At 43.6% G+C, this 21,926-nt stretch carries 19 protein-coding genes and 1 riboswitch; of the genes, 14 read left to right on the forward strand and 5 right to left on the reverse strand.

From position 1 onward, the window contains the following. Positions 1–2 precede the first annotated feature (2 nt). The 8 genes from WAE57_RS07160 to recJ all read left to right on the forward strand — a co-directional run bounded on the left by WAE57_RS07160 (position 3) and on the right by recJ (position 9,961). Positions 3–2,015 (forward strand): 2-oxo acid dehydrogenase subunit E2, encoded by a 2,013-nt coding sequence (locus tag WAE57_RS07160; RefSeq protein ID WP_337709600.1) that lies wholly within the window; start codon positions 3–5, stop codon positions 2,013–2,015. 243 nt (positions 2,016–2,258) lie between these two features. Continuing rightward, positions 2,259–2,403: riboswitch (yybP-ykoY riboswitch) on the forward strand. A 74-nt stretch (positions 2,404–2,477) separates the two neighbouring features. Then, positions 2,478–3,056 (forward strand): TMEM165/GDT1 family protein, encoded by a 579-nt coding sequence (locus WAE57_RS07165; protein WP_086174692.1) that lies wholly within the window; start codon positions 2,478–2,480, stop codon positions 3,054–3,056. Between the two features lie 179 nt (positions 3,057–3,235). Then, positions 3,236–4,033, forward strand: a complete 798-nt coding sequence (locus tag WAE57_RS07170; protein ID WP_086174783.1) for an MBL fold metallo-hydrolase — start codon at positions 3,236–3,238, stop codon at positions 4,031–4,033. A 96-nt stretch (positions 4,034–4,129) separates the two neighbouring features. Beyond that, the gene (locus tag WAE57_RS07175) at positions 4,130–4,495 is read left to right on the forward strand and encodes a YkgJ family cysteine cluster protein (RefSeq protein ID WP_237786924.1); all 366 of its coding nucleotides are present in this window, start codon (positions 4,130–4,132) and stop codon (positions 4,493–4,495) included. Positions 4,496–4,668: 173 nt separating this feature from the next. After that, positions 4,669–6,135 carry an IMP dehydrogenase gene (gene guaB, locus WAE57_RS07180; RefSeq protein ID WP_086174690.1) on the forward strand — a complete coding sequence of 489 codons (1,467 nt, stop codon included), beginning with the start codon at positions 4,669–4,671 and terminating at the stop codon, positions 6,133–6,135. A gap of 125 nt (positions 6,136–6,260) precedes the next feature. After that, complete coding sequence (gene glmM, locus WAE57_RS07185; protein WP_337709607.1) at positions 6,261–7,592, forward strand: phosphoglucosamine mutase; 1,332 nt, start codon at positions 6,261–6,263, stop codon at positions 7,590–7,592. A 9-nt stretch (positions 7,593–7,601) separates the two neighbouring features. Next, entirely contained in the window at positions 7,602–8,258 is a 657-nt protein-coding gene (gene pdxH, locus WAE57_RS07190) for a pyridoxamine 5'-phosphate oxidase (RefSeq protein ID WP_337709609.1), read from the forward strand. Then, positions 8,258–9,961 carry a single-stranded-DNA-specific exonuclease RecJ gene (gene recJ / locus WAE57_RS07195; protein WP_337709800.1) on the forward strand — a complete coding sequence of 568 codons (1,704 nt, stop codon included), beginning with the start codon at positions 8,258–8,260 and terminating at the stop codon, positions 9,959–9,961. Before pdxH ends, recJ begins: the two co-directional genes overlap by 1 nt. Positions 9,962–10,004: 43 nt before the next feature. Here the strand turns inward: recJ and WAE57_RS07200 are convergent, their stop codons facing one another. From WAE57_RS07200 to WAE57_RS07210, 3 genes are all read right to left on the reverse strand, one after another. Beyond that, entirely contained in the window at positions 10,005–10,838 is an 834-nt protein-coding gene (locus WAE57_RS07200; RefSeq protein WP_337709611.1) for a putative porin, read from the reverse strand. 169 nt (positions 10,839–11,007) lie between these two features. Further along, positions 11,008–11,796 carry a putative porin gene (locus WAE57_RS07205; RefSeq protein ID WP_337709613.1) on the reverse strand — a complete coding sequence of 263 codons (789 nt, stop codon included), beginning with the start codon at positions 11,794–11,796 and terminating at the stop codon, positions 11,008–11,010. A gap of 324 nt (positions 11,797–12,120) precedes the next feature. Continuing rightward, positions 12,121–12,474 carry a putative porin gene (locus WAE57_RS07210; RefSeq protein ID WP_337709615.1) on the reverse strand — a complete coding sequence of 118 codons (354 nt, stop codon included), beginning with the start codon at positions 12,472–12,474 and terminating at the stop codon, positions 12,121–12,123. A gap of 391 nt (positions 12,475–12,865) precedes the next feature. Between WAE57_RS07210 and prfB the strand changes: the two genes are divergently transcribed. The 5 genes from prfB to WAE57_RS07235 all read left to right on the forward strand — a co-directional run bounded on the left by prfB (position 12,866) and on the right by WAE57_RS07235 (position 17,922). Further along, a protein-coding gene (gene prfB / locus WAE57_RS07215) for a peptide chain release factor 2 (protein WP_337709617.1) occupies positions 12,866–13,961 on the forward strand; the annotation gives its coding sequence in 2 pieces (ribosomal slippage) (positions 12,866–12,937 and positions 12,939–13,961; 1,095 coding nt in all). A 233-nt stretch (positions 13,962–14,194) separates the two neighbouring features. Beyond that, entirely contained in the window at positions 14,195–14,497 is a 303-nt protein-coding gene (locus tag WAE57_RS07220; RefSeq protein ID WP_086174683.1) for a metalloregulator ArsR/SmtB family transcription factor, read from the forward strand. Positions 14,498–14,536: 39 nt separating this feature from the next. Next, a complete protein-coding gene (locus WAE57_RS07225; RefSeq protein WP_337709620.1) occupies positions 14,537–15,613 on the forward strand; it encodes an alkene reductase in 1,077 nt (358 codons plus the stop codon). A 110-nt stretch (positions 15,614–15,723) separates the two neighbouring features. Continuing rightward, a complete protein-coding gene (locus tag WAE57_RS07230) occupies positions 15,724–17,004 on the forward strand; it encodes a 3-deoxy-D-manno-octulosonic acid transferase (RefSeq protein WP_337709623.1) in 1,281 nt (426 codons plus the stop codon). A 204-nt stretch (positions 17,005–17,208) separates the two neighbouring features. After that, positions 17,209–17,922, forward strand: coding sequence for a 16S rRNA (uracil(1498)-N(3))-methyltransferase (locus WAE57_RS07235; protein WP_337709625.1), 714 nt, complete (start codon positions 17,209–17,211; stop codon positions 17,920–17,922). Here WAE57_RS07235 and WAE57_RS07240 read toward each other — a convergent pair. Then, positions 17,905–18,882 carry a mechanosensitive ion channel family protein gene (locus WAE57_RS07240; RefSeq protein WP_337709626.1) on the reverse strand — a complete coding sequence of 326 codons (978 nt, stop codon included), beginning with the start codon at positions 18,880–18,882 and terminating at the stop codon, positions 17,905–17,907. The genes WAE57_RS07235 and WAE57_RS07240 overlap by 18 nt on opposite strands. Positions 18,883–18,992: 110 nt before the next feature. Next, complete coding sequence (locus tag WAE57_RS07245; protein WP_086174678.1) at positions 18,993–19,574, reverse strand: DUF805 domain-containing protein; 582 nt, start codon at positions 19,572–19,574, stop codon at positions 18,993–18,995. 292 nt (positions 19,575–19,866) lie between these two features. On the opposite strand from WAE57_RS07245, the gene acs reads away from it, so the two are divergent. Then, a complete protein-coding gene (gene acs, locus WAE57_RS07250; protein WP_337709629.1) occupies positions 19,867–21,810 on the forward strand; it encodes an acetate--CoA ligase in 1,944 nt (647 codons plus the stop codon). The last annotated feature ends 116 nt before the right edge of the window (positions 21,811–21,926 follow it).

Genomic DNA, 21,926 nt, shown 5'->3' on the forward strand with positions numbered 1-21,926 from the left:
GCATGCAAATCAAAACACCTGATATTGGGGTAGATAAAGCCACCGTTGCAGAAATTTTGGTGAAAGTGGGCGATAGCGTTGCGGTAGATGACAGCCTGGTTTTGCTTGAATCGGATAAAGCCTCTGTTGAAGTGCCAAGCACTTCGGCAGGGATTGTGAAAAGTATTACGGTTGCAGTAGGTGATGTGGTTTCAGAAGGTTCGGTACTGATTGAACTGGAAGCTGAGGACGGATCAACGGGCGCGACTGAAGTCCAGGAAGCAGATGCTTCACAGAAGACTTCGGAAAATACTCCGACCTCGCTGCCTGATCAGGAAATTATGCAGGAACTGGCATCCCGTCAACCAGCAGCTTCAGCAGCGAAGGCTCCAACTGGCAGCTCTTCAGTGGTTGAGGTGCAAGTACCTGACATTGGGGTAGAAAAAGCCCTGGTCGGCGAAATTTTGGTCCAGGTAGGTGATGAAATCGCTGTCGATCAAAGCATTGTGGTGGTGGAATCTGATAAAGCCACTGTAGAAGTGCCAAGTACTGTTTCAGGTACGGTTGAGAGCGTTGAAGTTCGGGCAGGCGACACAGTCAAAGAAGGTGTGGTTCTGCTCAAAGTGAAAACAGCATCTTCAGCTGTTGAAGCAGCGCCAAGTACAGCTTCTACAACAGCATCTTCTACAGAAACAGCAGCTTTGGCCGTGCCAAAAGCAGAAGCGGCGGTTCAGGCGCCTGCAACCTCTGCACCAAGCGGAAACATTGAAATTGCTGTGCCTGATCTGGGTGTAGATAAAGCTGTAGTCGCGGAAATTTTAGTTCAAGTTGGTGACACGGTCGAAGCAGATCAAAGCATTATTGTGGTTGAGTCCGATAAAGCCACCGTTGAAGTGCCAAGCTCATCGGTAGGGGTGATTAAAGCCATTCACGTACAAGTGGGGCAAAATGTCTCACAAGGTGTGGCTTTGGTGACCATCGAAGCGGAAGGACAGGCAGCAGCTGCTGTAGCTCAGCCAGCCAAAGCAGCACCTGCTCCGACAGCAGCGCCACAAGCAGCTACATCTGTAGAGCAAGTACCGGTTCAATCGGCTGATAAGCTGACTAAAGAGCAAAGTGCTGCTAATGCCAAGGTATATGCTGGGCCTGCGGTACGTAAGCTGGCTCGTGAGTTGGGTGTGGTCTTGGCTGAAGTCAAAGCTTCGGGTGCTCATGACCGCTTGATGAAAGAAGATGTTTTTGCTTATGTGAAAACACGTCTGACAGCTCAGCAAGCAGCTCCTGTTGCACAGACTGTAACCCAAGTTTCTGGTTTACCTAAATTGCCTGATTTTAGTGCTTTTGGCGGTACTGAAGAAAAAGTAATGACACGCTTACAGCAAGTATCTGTACCGCAGTTGTCGTTGAATAACTACATTCCACAGGTGACCCAGTTTGATCTGGCGGATATTACCGAGCTTGAAGCATGGCGCGGAGAGCTCAAGGCCAAGTTTAAACAGGATGGCATTAGTTTGACGATTCTGGCTTTCATTGCCAAAGCAGTCGCTCATCTGTTGAAGGAAGAGCCGTATTTTGCCGGCCATTTGGCGGACGACCAAAAATCGGTATTGCTGCGTAATGAAATCCATATGGGGATTGCCGTGGCAACGCCGGATGGTTTGACTGTGCCGGTACTGCGTAATCCAGATCAAAAATCAATTAAGCAAATTGCAGTTGAATTGGGTGAACTGAGCAAGAAGGCACGTGACAAGAAATTGTCACCGAAAGACTTGCAGGGCGCCAACTTCACTATTACCAGCCTGGGTTCAATTGGCGGTACTGCATTTACCCCATTGGTGAACTGGCCTCAGGTGGCGATTTTGGGTATTTCACCTGCCACCATGCAACCGGTTTGGAATGGTACAGGTTTTGATCCTAAGCTGATGTTGCCGTTGTCATTGTCTTATGACCATCGTGTGATTAATGGCGCAGATGCAGCACGCTTTACCCATAAGCTGACCAAATTATTGGCAGATATTCGTAGCTTATTACTTTAATTTGAGTTTATGGGAAGATGAAACCCTGCTTCGGCAGGGTTTTTTTGTAAAAGATTTTGGTGTTGAGAAATGAACATGCTCATCCATATGGCATGAATAAGAAGGTGAGTGCAGCCTGTAAAATATTGCTTGGCTTAAAATGATTTTTAATGCAATTTTAGCCATGGATAGCAATGTTTAGCATTATCCTGAAATGATATTTTTAAAGTCATTTGAAAAAAATTATCTTTCAGCTTAAAATACATGCACTTCATTGGGGAGTAGCCGCTTTTTACGCAATGTAAAAAGGTGATGGTCAACATAATTGTTCCACAGAACATGGTCATCATAGCAAAGAACCAAATGATCTTTTGATCATGATTTTCTTTTTGTTGGCAAGACCTTTGATTTACCACTCTGCTCAATTTGGCTAGCAGGAGGGGTGAGTCATAGGTTTTATTATGCTAGCCAGAGAAATACATCATGCTTTCAGCCTTCCTGATTTCTTTAGCTGTTGTTGCCTTGTCCGAAATGGGTGACAAAACTCAATTGCTGGCTTTGCTGCTGGCTGCGCGTTTCCGTAAACCTGTGCCAATTCTGATCGCAATTTTCCTGGCGACCGTGGTTAACCATGGTGTTTCCGCTGTACTGGGTCAATGGATTACCACTGTGCTGAGCCCGACCGTATTGTTATGGATTGTTTCCCTGGGATTTATTGGGATGGCGGCGTGGATGCTGATTCCAGATGAACTGGATGATGAAACTGAAAGCATTAATAAATGGCAAAAATATGGCGTTTTTGGTGCCACGTTTGTTTTATTCTTTCTGGCAGAAATTGGTGATAAAACCCAGATTGCTACCGTGGCCCTTGCCGCGCGCTTTGACAGTATAGGCTGGGTGACATTGGGTACCACCCTCGGGATTATGCTGGTCAATGCACCTGCAGTCTTTATTGGTAACAAACTGGCAGAAAAACTACCGATTTCACTGATTCATAAAATTGGTGCAGTTGTGTTTTTGGTGATTGGTGTGGTGGCACTGGTGCAACATTATTTCTTTTAAATTTGAATAGCGTTAAAAATCCTGGCATTTTTGTCGGGATTTTTTATTGTGAAATACCGCACAATTTACTGATAAATCTACCAATATTCAGATGTTATTTTGTTGTAAATTTCCATGAATCCCTATATGTTGAGAGGAATTAAAAATTTAGTCTAAAAACGATATTTTGGGGAATGGGTATGGCGTTTGATCGCACCACATCACAGGTACTATTTGATAATGGTACGCATAAATGTATTAGTTTTACCAGTTTAGTGAAAGGTGAAGGTGTACAGGCAAACCAGTTTCTAATCCTAGATCATGAACGTGCTGCAGTGCTTGATCCAGGGGGTGACTTGACCTATGTTCCATTGACAATGGAACTGAACAAATATACCCGTCTAACCAATCTTGATTATGTCATGGCATCCCATCAGGACCCTGACATTATTACTTCTATGCCACGCTGGCTGGTCTATACCGAGGCCAAAGTGGTAGCATCCAAATTATGGGCACGTTTCTTGCCGCATTTGAACTCGGCTTTCATGAGCGACCGGATGAAAGGGAACTGGCTGGATCGTCTGGTTGAGCTGCCTGACCATGGTCAGGTGATTCCGTTGGGTGAATCGAGCATTGTTGCTGTTCCGGCACATTTCCTGCACTCGGTCGGTAATTTCCAGTTTTATGATCCGATTGCTAAAATTCTGTTTTCTGGTGATATGGGCGCATCCATGGTAGATGATGCCTCTAAACCGCTGGAAAATTTTGCTGCACATATCCCGAAGATGAAAGGTTTCCATCAACGTTATATGTGTTGCAATAAAGTGATCCGTCTTTGGGTACAAATGGTTCGTACCATGGACGTGGAAATGATTGTGCCGCAGCATGGTACGCCATTCATTGGCACAGAGCAGGTGAATCAATTTCTGGACTGGATTGAAACTCTGGAATGCGGTGTCGATTTAATGGATGAAACCGTATTTACCTATCCCGAATAATAAATCTTAAATAGATGAAAAAAGCTTGAGTTAAAGCGCAACATTTTTTAAGATTTTTGCACTAAAAAATATGTTAGATGACGAGAACTTATAAGAATGTTGTCTCAAGTACCCACTCAGGATGCCTGTTTAAGCTGTGGCGCTTGCTGCGCCTATTTTCGAGTTTCATTTTATTGGGCAGAAGGGCTTGCCATGCCCGAACACTATACGGAACCTGTAACAGCAGTATATTCGTGTATGGCGGGAACCAATCAAAAGTCACCGCGCTGTATTGCCCTGACCGGTGAAATAGGTAAGCAGGTCAGTTGTGGCATGTATGAGGCACGCAGCTCCTCATGCAAAGAAGTGCAAATTGCCGATGAGCAATGTAATAAGGCCAGACGGGCGCATAGCATGATCCCTTTTGTGCCGCTTGAATCTTTTGAGTCGACCAATGATGAAGATTTTGATCAGGTCTGCTAATTGAGTACCCGCTCAAATTTACATGCTCATGCATTAAAATGACTGTTTTTTAATAAAAAAGTTGGCCGATATTCAGTAATGTAAATTTATTTTGCATTGCTGTTTGAAATTAGCATGAATAAAACTGTTTTTTTTGTTTATAATAGCGCACGGAAATTACCAGTGAGACTGTTATGTTGACCATCGTTCAAGAAGCTCTAACCTTCGATGATGTCTTATTACTCCCTGCCTACTCAACTGTTCTCCCAAAAGATGTCTCCTTAAAGACACGCCTTACTCGTGGCATTAACCTGAATATTCCTCTTGTGTCAGCAGCTATGGATACGGTAACTGAATCCCGTATGGCAATTGCAATGGCACAAAATGGCGGTATTGGTATCTTGCACAAAAACATGGATATTGCTGCACAAGCTGCAGAAGTACGCCGTGTGAAAAAATTTGAAGCAGGTATGGTGAAAGATCCTATCACCGTAACGCCAGAAACCACTGTTCGTGAACTGATTGCAATCACTCAAGCCAACAACATCAGCGGTGTACCTGTTGTTAAAGATGGCAAAGTAGTCGGTATTGTGACAGGTCGTGATACACGTTTCGAAACCAATCTGGAACAACCTGTTAGCAACATCATGACAGGTCAAGATCGTCTCGTGACTGTTCGCGAAAACGAATCAAAAGAAAATATCCAAGCACTTCTTCAAAAAAATCGTATTGAGAAAGTATTGGTAGTGGGTGACAACAACGAACTTAAAGGTTTGATTACAGTCACTGATTTCCGTAAAGCGGAACTTTATCCAAACAGCTGTAAAGATGATCTTGGTCGTTTACGTGTCGGTGCCGCAGTCGGTACGGGTGTAGAAACGCCAAGCCGTGTTGAAGCACTGGTTGAAGCAGGTGTAGATGCCATTGTTGTGGATACAGCACATGGTCACTCTGCAGGCGTGATTGAGCGCGTACGTTGGGTCAAAGCCAACTATCCGCAAGTTCAGGTGATTGGCGGTAACATTGCGACTGGTGATGCTGCTCTTGCACTTCTTGATGCAGGCGCGGATGCGGTGAAAGTGGGTATCGGTCCTGGTTCAATTTGTACAACGCGTATTGTTGCTGGTATTGGTATGCCGCAAATCTCTGCAATCGACAGCGTTGCCAATGCATTGAAAGAACAAATTCCATTGATCGCAGATGGTGGCATTCGTTTCTCGGGTGATATGGCCAAAGCAATTGGTGCGGGTGCAAGCACAATCATGGTCGGTTCATTGATGGCTGGTACTGAAGAAGCACCGGGTGAAGTTGAATTCTTTCAGGGTCGTTATTACAAAGCTTACCGTGGTATGGGTTCATTGGGTGCAATGGCGGGTGCAACAGGTTCTGCTGACCGTTATTTCCAAGACTCTAAAGCTGGTGCTGAAAAATTAGTTCCAGAGGGTATTGAAGGTCGCGTACCTTACAAAGGCCCTATGGGTAACATTGTGCACCAGATGATGGGTGGCCTGCGTTCTTCTATGGGTTATACCGGTTCTGCAACCGTGAACGATCTTCGTCAAAATGCCAAGTTTGTGAAAATCACAGCGGCAGGTATGTCTGAATCGCATGTGCATGACGTGACTATTACCAAAGAAGCACCTAACTACCGTGTTGGTTGATTTTTAGTAATCAAATTCAGGAAAAGCCGTCATTTATATGACGGCTTTTTTGATTTTGGTGTAAAGTAATTAAGACTAAAATTGGATGATCAATCCCATCTACATGTATAAGAAGTGAGTAAAGAATGAGTTATTTTGGTACAGATGGCATCCGCGGAAAGTTCGGGGAACTTCCAATTACACCTGAATTTGCACTCAAGCTTGGGTTTGCTGCGGGCAAAGTATTAAAACAATATAGCAATAAAAATAAACCCATCGTTGTTCTAGGCAAAGATACCCGTTTATCGGGCTATATTCTAGAATCTGCATTACAGGCAGGTTTAAATGCGGCGGGCGTATATGTGCATTTGCTTGGCCCGTTACCCACGCCTGCAATTGCACATTTAACCCGTGCTTTACATGCCAGCCTGGGAATCGTGATTTCAGCTTCGCACAATCCTTATTTTGATAATGGAATCAAGTTCTTCTCCAGTGAAGGCAAGAAACTTCCCGATGAGATTCAAGATGCGATTAACCAGGAACTGGAAAACGAGTTAAAAATTGAAGATACCGCAAACCTGGGTAAAAGTGTGCGTGTTAAAGATGCCAATGGCCGTTACATTGAATTCTGTAAATCTACCTTTCCATACCATTTTGATCTCAGTAATTTAAAAATTGTGGTGGACTGTGCCAATGGTGCTGCCTATAACGTGGGACCATCGGTATTTAAAGAACTGGGTGCCAAAGTTGTGGCACTGTATAATGAACCAGATGGCTTAAACATCAATCAGGACTGCGGTTCAACCCATCCGGAAAACCTGCAAAAGGCAGTGCTTGAACATCAGGCAGATTTGGGTATTGCCTTTGATGGTGATGCAGACCGCGTGATTATGGTGGATAAAAACGGTGAGCAAATCACTGGCGACCATATCCTGTATATTTTGGCTACTCAGGGCAAGCGCAAACCTGCAGGTATTGTGGGTACGGTCATGAGCAATATGGCGCTTGAACTGGCTTTGGAAAAAGCGCAAGTTCCATTTGTGCGTGCCAAAGTAGGTGACCGTTATGTCTTGCAAGCTTTGGATGAAAATGGCTGGGTGATTGGTGGTGAACCTTCCGGGCATATTCTGACTTTAGATAAGAGCACCACAGGTGATGCCATTATTGCGGCATTACAAGTATTGACCGTGATGGTCGAGCAACATAAAGCCCTGCATGAATTGGTTGAAGGTTTTACCCTATTACCGAATGTATTGGTGAATGTGCGTCTGGCGGAAATGTTTGACCCGTACTCTGTGCCGGCATTGGTGGCTGAATTTGATCAGGCAGCAGAACAATTGAAGGGCCGTGGTCGTTTACTGATCCGTAAATCAGGAACAGAGCCGGTTATTCGGGTGATGGTAGAAGGTGACAATCTTCAGGAAGTAACCGATTTAGCCAATCAGCTTGCAGATCGTGTACGCTCTAACGCAGCATAAGGGAACAATATGAATGATCTGATTAAAGACTTAAGCGAACTGCGCTTAAGTTACCAAAAAGGGGAATTACACGAAACTCATGCAGCTGAAAACCCGCATGAGCAATTCTTGAATTGGTTTAACCATGCTTTAGAAGCGAAACTGCATGAACCCTATGCCATGTCATTGGCAACTGCGAGTGCACAAGGCCGTCCGCATGTGCGTACCCTATTATTACGTGGTGCGACTGAAGCGGGTTATGATTTTTATACCAATTACGACAGTCAAAAAGGCCTGGATTTGGCAGACAATCCCTATGCCGAACTGCTGTTCTATTGGCCTGAGCAAGAACGCCAAATTCGTGTCGGTGGCTGCGTTGAAAAAATCTCTTTAGAGGAATCAACGGATTATTATCATAAACGCCCACGCGATAGCCAGATTGCAGCGCATATCAGTACGCCACAAAGTGGTGTGATTGCCAGTCGTGAGGAACTGCAGACTCGTTTTCAGATTTTGCAAGATCAGGTGGCGGAAAAAGCGGAATTGGCAAAACCTGAATTCTGGGGCGGCTATCGCTTGACGCCAGATTATTATGAATTCTGGCAAGGTCGTCCAAACCGTTTACATGACCGCTTGTGTTATGAAAGAATCGACGGTAAGTGGAAATTACAACGACTCATGCCTTAATGCCAAAAACACTGATTCAGCAAAGACCGTTTATTACACGCCCTGAAAATTTTCAGGGCGTGTCGCCGTTTATTGCACAAATTTTGGCGCGTCGCGGTGTGCAATCAGAACAAGAACTTGAACTGAAACTGAAGCATCTTTTAGCACCGACCATCAAAGGTTTGGATGCAGCCATTCAGTTGATGGATCAGGCGATTGATCAGCAAAAGAAAATTGTGATTGTGGGAGATTATGATGCCGATGGTGCCACCAGTACCGCATTAATGATTCTAGCGCTGCGCGATATGGGGGCTGATGTTCAGTATCTGGTGCCGGACCGTTTTAAATATGGCTATGGTTTAACACCAGCCATTGCCGATTTGGCTTTTACAAGTTTTCAGCCAGATTTACTGGTTACCGTTGATAATGGCATTTCCAGTCATGCCGGGGTAGAACAGGCTCAAGCACATGGCATGCAGGTGATTATTACCGATCATCACTTAACCACCAAAGAAACCCCTAAAGCAGAAGCGGTGGTCAATCCGAATCAGTTGGGCTGTGAATTCCCCAGCAAAGCTCTGGCTGGAGTAGGGGTGGCGTTTTACCTGCTTGCCAATTTGTCCAGTTATCGCAGCCAATTAGGCAAATCGACCTCAAAAGTGGCTCAATATCTGGATCTGGTAGCTTTAGGCACCTATGCCGATGTGGCCAGCCTGGATTATAACAACCGCATTCTGGTCGATGCTGGAGTAAAGCGCATACGGCAAAATCAGTGTCGTGCAGGGATTAGTGCATTACTGGATATTGCCGGACGTGATCCAGCTTCCTTAAAGGCTCAAGATTTGGGTTTTGTATTAGGTCCACGTATCAATGCGGCTGGACGCATGGAAACCATGGATATCGGTATTGAATGTCTGTTGGCTGCCGATCTGCAAACCGCTTATCCCTTGGCACAACAATTAAATCAATTGAACACTGAGCGCCGACAGGTCGAGAGCCAAATGAAGCAGGAGGCCTTGTCTGAGCTTACTCAGCTTGAGCTGGATCAAGAACATTTACCAGCTGCACTCATTCTGTTTGAACCGCATTGGCATCAGGGTGTGATTGGTATTGTGGCCGGCCGTTTAAAAGAACAGTTTCATCGCCCCAGTATTGTTTTTGCCTCCGATGAAGATGGTATACATATTAAAGGCTCTGCCCGCTCTATAGAAGGCGTACATATACGCGATGCTATTGAAATGATTGCCGAACAGTATCCTCATTTGGTCAGCCATTTTGGCGGACATGCCGCCGCTGCCGGTTTGACCATTCAGAAACAGCATTTTGATGAATTTAAGCAGGCCCTTGAAGCTTTAATCTCAACGATGGATGAGTCACTGTTTCACGCTACTTTATGGACCGATGGTGAATTACCGACAGAACATTTTCACATTCAAACAGTCGATTTTTTGCAAAACTTAACCCCTTGGGGACAAAAATTCCCATCACCGATTTTTGAAGGGGTGTTTAAAATTTTGGATTATCGCTGGCTGAAAGAAATGCATTTAAAGTTGCGTCTGGCTTTGCAAAATGGTCAAATTGTAGAAGCAATCGCATTTAATGCGCGAGACAAATTTGAATTTGATGCCATGCAGAGCAGTGTACGACTGGTTTATGAAATTGATAAAAATGAATTCAATGGCAACGTCAGCTTACAACTACGCGTGATCCATTTGGAGCAATAAAGAAACCGCTCAATTGAGCGGTTTTTGTTTTTAATCTTAAAGCTTAGAAGCGGAAAGTACCGTTGATTCCAAAAGAGTCTGCACCATCAGTTGTAGTGTAATTAATACCTGCAGCAATGACTGGAGTAAAGAATTTCTGACCACGAATACTGAAAATGGTATCTGAATCTTCAATAGTTGAGTCAGCCAAGGAAATACCAACGCTAAGTGTAGGATCGAGGTAAAGGTCTGCACCTAGACGATATGCAGTTTCATCTCCAAAATATGTTGCTCCCTCAAAATTGGTAAAATGATTGCCAATTTGAGTGACGTATTTTGCGCGCAAAGTCACAGCAGTCTCATCTGCTACAGAGGCTATATTGGTAAAAGTGTCTATGAAACCATTTTTTGAAACATATACCGGATCAATGTTTTCTTTAGAAATACCCGCAGCAATAAGTAGTCCATCTACAGGAAGATAGCCAGCTTCTAATGCATAGCCCACGTTATCATCTGAAGCTTTGCCAAAAGCTGTTTCAACAGTCACTTCAGCACGATTTAAGCTTCCAGAAACATAAAACTGTGAGTTAGGAATAAAAAACTCACCGTTTACCCCAACAGTATCGATTTCTAAGTCTGCAAAATCCTCATCAGTACTGGCATTGGCATAGCCAAGACCGATATTACTTGCTTTGCTTAAAAAAGCTGCTTCTGCAAGTGGACCATTTTTAGCATTTACACCATTTAGATAATATTTGCCACTGATCGCAAATGTATCGAGATCTCCGCTGTCATCGATATCGGTATTTTCATAGCTCCCATTAATTTCAGCTTGGTAAGCGTGAGCAGTTCCCAGACCAGCAAGAAGTGCTGTAGCAAGAGCAAATTTTTTAAGCATTTAGATTTCTCTCTTTGTTATAAAATATGATTTTTATATTACAATTGTAACTAATTGTATATTAAACAATCGCACAGTCAATCTGCATTTTCTACCTAAATGCTTAATTTGAGGGCAAAAAATAGCCCATCCGAAGATGGGCCATTTATGAAAACTGGTGAAGAAATGCTTAGAAGCGGTATTTGGCAGCTACACCGAATGAGTTGTAGTCGTTATTACCCACTTCACCGAAACCAACTCGACCTTCAAGACTTACTTGCTCAGTAAAGAATTTACGGGCATTAATGCCAAATTCATTTTGATCAGTTAAGTCATTGTTGTGGTAGTCAGCACCAACACTGAGTGTTTTATCAATGAAGTAATCGGCAGCAAGATTGTATTCATCTAGATCACCAAATGCAGCACCAGCTTCTAGGTTGATGTCTTTACCATTACTTAAGGTAGTTACATATTTGGCACGAACTGTAGGATCTACACCATCATCATTGTCGTTGTCATAACCTTTCACACCAGCGGCAATCAATAGGCCTGGAGCGGGAAGGTAACCGACTTCAGCTGAATAATAAGTGGTATCAAAATCATATTTTTGACCCAGTATGTTGAAACGTTCTGCTTCATTTTTACTGATGTTACCGCTTAAATAAAAGTCAGAATTTGGTACGAAAACTTCAGCACCAACACCATAGGTATTGTTATCTAGGTCACCACGGTCAGCAAATGTTGCGTGCGCATTAACGTTGCTGGCACGGTCAAGGAATGCTGCTTCTGCAAGTGGCGCATTACGAGTTTGTACGGGGTTGAAGTAATAAGTACCATCTACACCAAAAGCACTACCTGAGCTACCATTATCAGGGTCAATATAAGCTGCTGCTGCGCCTACTTCGGCTTGGTATGCATTTGCTGTACCTGTAATTGCTAGAGCAGAAAGAAGTGCTGAAGCAATGGCTAATTTTTTCATGGATACTACCCCTCAAATTTGTGGTTAAAATTAATACATTTTTTGTTACAACTTTTAGTCTAGAGTAAAATGAAGGCAGGTCAATCCTTGCAAGGTTACTCAAATGTTGCTAACGTAATCTTATGTAATTTAATAATATTAAATATTTGAAAAATATATAATTATTAAAATGTTTTGTTTTATTAAAATTGTGGAGAGTTAATGGATTTATGTGAATTTTTAATAAAATTTTAAGTATTTTGTAACATAATAATCCATCAATAATAAAAAAACACCCGCGATGGAAAGTGCTTTAAAGCATTTATTTTAGTGCTTGTTTTGCAATTAAAAACGATAAGTTGCATTGATAGTAAATGCTTGAACATCATCACCAAAACCAACTTCGCCACCCACTGCAAAGTTGGAATTAATGAAATATTTAGAACGAATCGAGAAGAAATCCACGTCATCTTCGCCATCATCTTGAATATTATAAGCTGCCCCTACGCTGAAAGCTTGGTCGAAATAGTAGTCTGCGCCAAGTGTCAAACTATTTGTATCGCCAAATGCACTGTCAGCTTCCAGATTTAAAAATTGACCTTGATCCATTGGCGCTACATATTTTGCACGTACTGCGAAGCGGTTGTCTTCCAAGTCAGCATCGTCTTGATAGCCGTCAATACCTGCAGCGAATAGCACATTAGATCAAGGCATATAACCGAAAGAGGTGCATTTTTAGTAGAAACAGGATTGAAGTAAAAAATGCCTTTTAGCTCAAATTGATTGTCTATATCGGTAAAATTATCATCATGATCAGTGTAAGTGAACCCACCATTTAATTGAGCATTATAAGCAAAACTTGAACAAGCAATTGCAGCAAGACCGAGCGCTAATAGTGTACGGTGCGTAAAAACCCCAAAGGTTATTGTTGTTGAAAAATTGCAATAATGCTTAAAAAACATGCACATTTTTAATAAAAAAGACATTTTGTTTAACTGTTAGTACGCATAAGCCCTCTAAAATTGCATCGACGCTCTGTGTTATAATCGACGGCTATTTAAGCCTAATATTCTGATTGAGAGTAATTCACGTGGAAATTAATCCTTATCTAAACCAATTAAAAGACTTAAACGACCGTGGTCTAACACTACGGGGGTATCTTTGACTACGATCTGAAAAAAGAGCGTTTAGAAGAGGTTCTCCGCGAGTTAGAAGATCCAGCAATCTGGAATGACCAAAGTCGTGCGCAAGCGATGGCCAAAGAAAAAGGCGAGCTTGAAAACGTATTAAATGTGCTTGAAGGTTTATCAACACAGCTTGAAGATGCGCAAGCGTTGCTTGATTTAGCGGTTGAAGCAGACGACGAAAGCTTGCTTGAAGATGTACAAGCAGAATTAGATGCGTCTGAAGCTGAACTGGCAAAACTTGAATTCCGTCGTATGTTCAGTAATCCGATGGATCCGAACCCATGTTATGTGGAAATTCAGGCCGGTTCTGGTGGTACAGAAGCACAAGACTGGGCTTCAATGCTACTTCGTATGTATATGCGCTGGATTGAACGTCACGGCTTTAAAGCAGAATTGATGGAAGAGTCTGACGGTGATGTTGCGGGGATTAAATCGGCAACAATCCGCGTTGAAGGTGAGTATGCCTATGGCTGGTTACGTACCGAATCAGGTGTCCACCGTTTAGTGCGTAAATCGCCATTTGACTCGGGTAACCGTCGTCATACTTCATTCTCGGCTGTGTTTGTTTCACCTGAAATTGATGACAACATCGAAATTGATATCAATCCTGCAGATGTCCGTACCGATACTTATCGTGCATCGGGTGCTGGTGGTCAGCATATTAACAAAACCGATTCTGCGGTGCGTTTAACCCATGCACCAACAGGTATTGTAGTAGCATGTCAGAACCAGCGTTCACAACATGCTAACCGTGATCATGCCTGGAAACAGTTACGTGCCAAACTCTATGAATTAGAGATGAAAAAACGTACTGATGCTGCGCAGGCACTGGAAGATACCAAGTCTGATATCGGTTGGGGCAGCCAGATTCGTTCATACGTACTGGATGATTCACGTATTAAAGACTTGCGTACTAGTGTAGAAAGCTCGAACACCGGCGCAGTCCTTGATGGTGATCTGGATAAATTTATTGAAGCCAGTTTAAAACAGGGTTTATAAGTTTATTGCCAAAAAAACAGAGGCCGGTCCTCTGTTTTTTTAGCTTTAAAATTGGGTGAGTTGAGTTCCTCCAACCTGTTGATCAGACAATGTTAGAATAGAGTGAATTTGTACAAGATTGCAGCAATTTACAAAATGAATATACAATATCGATAAATTTCGATATTAATATCGCATAAATTCGATATAATGATTCTAGGTAAGGTGCTGATCATGAACATGAGTGAAATGAGATGGACACAGAAGCAATTTATAAAGCCTTAGCCAACCCGATTAGACGTCAGATTCTGCAATGTTTAAAAGAACCTGAACGCTATATTTCTGCTGAAGAATGTGGAACTGATTTTAGTCGTGGCGTGTGCGCAGGGCAGATGGAAAAAATTGCCGATATCTCTCAATCAACCATGTCCAATCATTTATCGGTGCTGCAACAGGCAGGGCTGATTCATGTCACTAAATATGGGCAATGGTCTTATTTCTCGCGTAATGAAGCACTGATCGAAGAGTTTTTACAACATTTACAGCATGCGCTTTAGACTTTAATCAGTCCGTGCAAGCTGTAAGAGGATTGCTGGATGACAGATTTTTCAACACCGATTCAATTTGGTGAACTTAAACTTAAAAACCGAGTGGTGATGGCACCATTGACACGTAGCCGTGCCACATCAGACCGTGTACCTACACCAATGATGGCTGAATACTATGCGCAACGTGCGAGTGCAGGTTTAATCATCTCTGAAGCAACCGTGATTTCAGAAGAAGCCAATGGTTATGAAAAAACCCCGGGTTTATTTACTGAGGCGCAAGTAGAAGGCTGGAAACTGGTTACAGATGCTGTGCATGCCAAAGATGGTTTGATCGTGGCGCAATTGTGGCATGTCGGTCGTGTATCGCACCCGGATCTGTTAAATGGTGCAACCCCGGTTTCTGCAAGTGATGTTAAACAGGCGGGTTATGTCAGTCTATTGCGTCCAAAACGTGAATATGTGGTGCCTCGTCCACTGGAAATTTCAGAAATTCAAGCGATTACTGAGCAATATAAACAGTCTGCCATTCGTGCCAAAGCTGCCGGTTTTGATGGCGTTGAACTGCATGCAGCCAACGGTTATTTGATTGACCAGTTTTTACAAAGCAAAACCAATCTGCGTGAAGATGAATACGGCGGTTCAGTTGAAAACCGTGCCCGCTTCTTATTGGAAGTGGTGGATGCGCTGATTGAAGTTTGGGGCGCCGGTCGTGTTGGTGTACATTTGGCACCACGTGGCGATGAACATGATATGGGCGATGCCAATGCGAAAGAAACCTTTGGTTATGTGCTAGAACAATTGGGACAGCGTAAAATTGCCTTCTTCTTTACCCGTGAATACTTGGCAGATGACAGCATCAGCCTGGATATGAAAGCACGTTCAAATGGTGTGCCGTATATTGCCAATATGCGTTTAAGCCGTGAAGATGCGCTTGAATTATTGGCATCGGGCAAAGCAGAAGCGGTGTCTTTTGGTAAGGATTATATTGCCAATCCTGATCTGTTTGAGCGTTTGGTGGAAGATGAACCCCTGAATGAATTGAAGTTTGAAAATATGATTGGTACCGATGTGGCAGAAGGTTATATCGATTATCCTTTCTTGAATAAACAGCTAGCCGAAAGCTAAGTTGATATATAAATAGAGCAGAATAAATTATTACACAGAGCAGAATTCATTAACATGTGGAGGCTGCTCTGTTATATTTTGCCGATTGAACATCATTTGAGGCAACTTGTTTGGCTACTCCTTTTTGGTACAACGCAGCATTATCAGTCATTAAACCATTGTATCAATGGCGGATCAAAAAACGTGCGTTGAATATGGAGCAATTGCAACAAGAATGCCTCGAGCGTTTTGGTCCTTTTCAGACGCCTAAAAATCTGCATGCGCTTTGGTTTCATGTGGTGTCGGTAGGTGAGACCAATGCTGCGCAGCCTTTAATTGAACATTATTTAAAATTAGGTCATGCCGTTTTAGTGACCAATACCACCAAGACCGGCCAAGCTCGTGCCAAGTCTCTGTTTTTAAAAGCCCCGTATGAGCATTTGTTCCAGGCCGTGTATTTACCTGCCGATCAGAAAAAACTAGTTCAGGCGTTTTATCAAAAATATCAGCCGAAATTACTGGCTTTGGTGGAAACTGAAATTTGGCCGAATTTAATTGATCAGGCCCAGCAATTTAAAGTGCCATGTTTACTGATTAATGCCCGTCTTTCGGAAAAATCCGCCAAAGGCTACAGCAAAGTTCAAGGGCTTAGCCAAGGCATGCTCAGTGGCTTAGACCAGTTACTGGCACAAGACCAAGCGACTTTAGAGCGCTTTATCCATTTAGGTTTATCTGCGAATAAAGGACAGGTGTTAGGAAGTATTAAATTTGATATTCATGCATCGGAAAGCTTTATTCAACAGGCTCAGCAACTCAAGCAAGACTGGAATTTAGCCCCACGTAAAATTATTACTATTGCCAGTACGCATGCGCCAGAAGAGCAAAAATTACTCGCCGCTTTACAGCCTTATTTAACCCAGCATCCCGAAATTGTGGTGATTGTGGTACCACGTCATCCGGAACGTTTTAATGAAGTGTTTCAGATTGCACAAGTATTGAATCTAGAGACTCAACGTCGCAGTTTAGGTGAATCCATTCAGCCCAATACCCAAGTCTATTTGGCCGATAGTATGGGCGAGATGTGGTTTTGGTATGCCTTAAGCCATGTCTGTTTTGTCGGTGGTTCGCTGAATGAACCGGGCGGTGGGCATAATATTTTAGAACCGATTGCATTAAATGTGCCGACGGTTTTGGGTAAAAATTACTTTAACTTCCAGACCATTGTTGATGAATTTGTAGCAGTGGATGGGGTGAAAGTTGTCGATGATGCAGAGCAGGCAGCGAAGGTTTTAATTGAACTGTTAAACGATCACATGGCTGCAGCACAATTGAATCAAAATGCACAGAAGATTATGCTTAAAAATACAGGCTCATTGGCAAAGCATATTGCAGTGATTGATCAGTATTTATAATAGATATCTTATATGTCACTGCCTCATATTGAAGTGCAAAATTTAAATGTTATTTGTATAGGCTATTCCTACTTTTGACGGATCAAAAGTAGCAAAAATCCTGTGTTGATCTGATACAGCATCCCTGCTGTACAGATCAACGTGGCGACATCCCTGTCGCCTTCCGCGTATCGAATGATTGCATATTTTTAAGTACTGGATTCTATGAACATCGTCCTTCTTGACCCACGCCAAACCGAATCTGAAATCTGGACGATTAGTGCCAAACGTCAGCTTGAGCATTTACGCACGCATGTTGATATCCAAGTCGGAGACACGCTAAAAGTCGGGATTCGGGAAGGGCAACGCTATCTCACAGAAATTGTCGAAGTGACAGAACACGCCATAAAATTAAAACCCATTAAAGAAGAAATGGTTCCGGCAAAATTACCGGTCACTTTAATTGTCGCCATGCCGCGTCCAAAAGTGCTGCGCCGCCTGATTATGGATAGCGTCACGCTGGGTGTAGAGAAAATTATTCTATTGCATAGCTATCGGGTAGATAAAAGCTATTGGCAAACCCCATTTTTACAGCAGCTGGATCAATATATAACACTGGGTCTGGAACAGGCTGGCGATACCATTGCGCCAAAAATTGAAATCTATAAACGCTTTAAGCCTTTTGTAGAAGATGTCCTACCCGGTTTAATTACTGCGGAATGTCCGGCTTATGTGGCCCATCCTTATGCAGACATCAAAATGCCGTTTGTGATTGATCATCCATGTAGCATTGTGATTGGGCCAGAAGGCGGTTTTATTCCCTATGAAGTGGATTTACTGATAAAAAACGGCTGCCAAGCGGTGAGCTTAGGCAACCGTATTATTCGAACCGAAACCGTAATTCCCTACGTACTCGGGCGCTTATTTAGCGCGAGCTGATTCAGGCGCTTCAGCATCGCTACTACCACGATACATTTTCACTTCCTGTACCGGGTAAGGAATAGAAATGTCGTGTTCAGCAAAACCTTGAATCACATGTTCCTGAACTTCACTGATGGAAGCTGCGGTAGTTGTTTCAGTGGTATCGACCCACCAGCGCACATTCAGGTTAATCGAGAAATCTGCCAAGGCATTCACGTTCACTGCAAAACCTGGTTGGCTCAAAATGGTTGGATCTTTGTCCAGAATACTCATGATAATGCTTTTGGCTTTCTGGATATCATCTTCATAGCCAATACCCACCACAAATTCACAGCGGCGACGCTGATAAGCGGTATTTACCGTGACTGCACTGGTATAAACCGTAGCGTTTGGAATCACGATACGGCGGCCATCCGGTGAGCGTAAAAATGTTGCACGAATCTGAATATCTTCTACAGTACCTTCCATGCCAGAGACAATGATGTCATCACCAATCTGGAACGGTTCGCCCAGTAAAATCAGAATACCGGAAAGCAGGTTCTGGAAGATGTCCTTGAATGCGAAACCGATCGCAACCGAACCAATCCCCAAGGCACTCATTAGCTGACCTGGAGTAAAGCCCGGGATGGAAATCACCATGGCAATCAAGAAGCCAAAGAAGATAATGGCTGAACTACCGACCCGGTTCAGCACCAGGACCAGATTCTGTTTGGTATAGCTGCGGTCGGCCAAGGCTTTACGGACAAAAAATTTAAACAGTTTTGACAGTAAATAGAAAATGGTGAAAACCACCAGTGCAATACAGATGTAAGGTAAACGTTCCCAGAATGCCTCGACAAATTTATCGATGGTCGAGTAGGCATCATTGTATTTTGCGGTATGTTCGAGCACGGTCTGTGCCGTTTTTTCACCTGCTTCGTGCAACAGGTCTGAGGTGCCTTGGGTCACTTCACTCAAGGCATTGTTTTGTTCAGCCACAGATATTCCGGATTATGATCATTGGCCGGTATTTTGCCTGAAACTCAGCAATAATTTAACCAGCAATATGCGGCATTCACTATAGTTTTGTGAGAAAACTGTCAGCCTGTTTAAAAGTATGCAGTACCTTTTTGAATTACTTTTTGTGGCATTTCCAGTTCACCGGCACCAAACCTATAAGACACGATGCTGCCTGAAGCCAAGAAACTTAACACAGTGATGATAATGATCAGCCAGGCCAATATTTTCTCCAAGACCGGTGTTTCACGCGGCAGGCCATAGTTGTTGATGCCTTTGCTGCCCGAACCCAAAAGCAGATACAGTCCCATAAAAATATTTACCAGTGGCAGCAAAAACAGCAAAATCAGCCAGCCACTACGGTTCAGGTCATGCAGGCGGCGTACCGTAATCACCATCAAGAAATAAACATACAGCACCAGTATCACCACAAAGCCTAGTCCAGCTATTCCGGTCAGAGTATTGACGAACTGATTGCTCATAGACAGGGTATGCACATTAAAAATACCCAGCGCCAGACTGAAGGCAATCGTGGCAAAAAAAGCAATTAAATGCACGAACCCATACCAGCCAATAGAACTCAAACGACCGAAACGCCCTTCTGGAGAAAGCGGATTATCTGCCTTGGCCGGTTGAGATCGGGAAAAAAAGGGGGAGGAGTCTTGCGGTTTCATACGCTTTTCCGGTTAAGATAGAGATAAGAAAATGATGTATTCTGCAAAGTTAGAACGGTATTTTCTGCTTAAATTATAAGATTAAATGAACAGATCAGATACGAATAAAACCATATTTTTGATTGAATATGATAAGGGGTATGTGTTTTTTATTGTATAAATAAACTACGACCAAAGCATGATTGAAGCGGTTGAAAAATAATCGCCATACTGTAAATACGCAGTCAATAAATAAAGCAATAACGCGGCATAGCATCTCGTGATGAGATGAATAAGATCAAGGAAGTAAGCAATGAATGAAATCTATCCTGTACCAGAAGAATTTAAAAAAACCGCTCGCACCAATGAATCTGAATATTTCGAGCGTTATCAGAAATCCATCGAGCAGCCTGATGAATATTGGGCTGAACAGGCTAAAAAATTGGACTGGATTAAACCTTTTACCCAGGTCAAAAATACCAGTTTCGACAAGAACAATTTCAAGATTGAATGGTTCGCCGATGGACAGCTAAATTTGAGTGCCAACTGTCTAGACCGCCATTTAAAAGAACATCCACACAAGCCGGCCATTATCTGGGAAGGGGACCATCCTTCACGGCATAAAATTATTTCCTTTAAAGAACTGCATGATGAAACCTGCCGTTTTGCCAATGTTCTGAAAAAAAATGGAATTAAAAAAGGCGATCGGGTGGTGCTGTATATGCCGATGGTTTCTGAAGCCGCAATTGCGATGCTGGCCTGCGCCCGGATTGGCGCGGTGCATTGTGTGGTATTTGGCGGCTTTTCACCAGATTCTCTGGCCAGCCGGATTGAAGACAGTCAGGCCAAAATGGTGATTACCGCCGATTCCGGAATGCGCGGCGGTAAGCCGATTCTGCTCAAAGCCAATGTTGATGAAGCCTTGAAAATTGCCGGGACTGAATCGGTTGAACATGTGATTGTGGTACACCGTACCGGTAATCCGATTGAGCTGAAGGAAGGACGTGACCTGTGGTATCACATGGAAATCATGTCGGTGAATGAAATCTGCCCGCCTGAACCGATGAATGCTGAAGATCCGCTATTCATTCTGTATACCTCGGGTTCGACCGGCAAGCCTAAAGGAGTGTTGCATACGACCGGTGGCTATCTGACTTATGTGAATTCCACTTTCCGCGAAGTCTTCGATATCAAGCAGGATGATGTGTTCTGGTGTACCGCAGATGTCGGCTGGATTACCGGGCATTCCTATGTGATCTATGGCCCACTTTCCAATGGCACCACCACGGTGATGTTTGAAGGCGTACCGCAATATCCGACCTGGGCGCGTACCGGTCATATTGTCGATAAGCATAATGTTTCCATTCTCTATACCGCACCCACGGCGATTCGTGCCATGATGCGAGAAGGAGATACTTTTGTTCGTGAAAGCGACCGCAGCAGCTTGCGCCTGATCGGTTCCGTAGGTGAACCCATCAATCCGGAAGCCTGGAACTGGTATTACACCGTGGTCGGTGAAAGCCGCTGTCCAATTGTCGATACCTGGTGGCAAACCGAAACGGGTGGAATCCTGATTTCACCTCTGCCGGGTGCCACAGATTTAAAACCGGGTTCTGCCACCCGACCATTGTTTGGCATACAACCGGCCATTGTCGATGCTGAAGGCAAGGAACTTGAAGGTGAAGCCGAAGGCAACCTGATTATCAAGGATTCCTGGCCGGGGCAAATGCGTACCATCTGGGGTGATCCTGAACGTTTTATTGAAGCCTATTTCTCGACTTATCCAGGAAGCTATTTCACCGGAGATGGTGCACGCCGTGACAAGGATGGCTATTACTGGATTACCGGACGTGTCGATGACGTACTGAATGTTTCCGGCCACCGTTTGGGTACGGCAGAAGTGGAAAGTGCTCTGGTGGCACATGAACATGTGGCTGAAGCGGCGGTGGTCGGTATGCCGCATGATATTAAGGGACAGGGCATCTGTGCATTCGTCACCTTACAGGCAAATTTTGAGGAATCTGAAGAGCTGCGTCATGAACTGATCAACTGGGTGCGTAAGGTTTTGGGACCCGTAGCTACACCGGACGCCTTGCATTGGGCACCTGCTTTACCGAAAACCCGTTCCGGTAAAATCATGCGCCGTATTTTAAGAAAAATTGCTGCCAATGAGCTGGACACTTTGGGTGATACCTCAACCTTGGCAGATCCACAGGTGGTGGATAATCTGATCGCGACGGTCTATCCCGACAAATAAGCGATTTATAAAAAATACCGCCTGTATGTTCAGGCGGTATTTTTATTTTATGTATAAGCACAGCAGGCATTCAGATAAAGCAGCAAAACATCATCTGCTAAGCTAAAAATATAGCA

The sequence above is a fragment of the Acinetobacter sp. NS-4 genome, assembly GCF_037402435.1.
In the GTDB taxonomy this organism is placed as follows: domain Bacteria; phylum Pseudomonadota; class Gammaproteobacteria; order Pseudomonadales; family Moraxellaceae; genus Acinetobacter.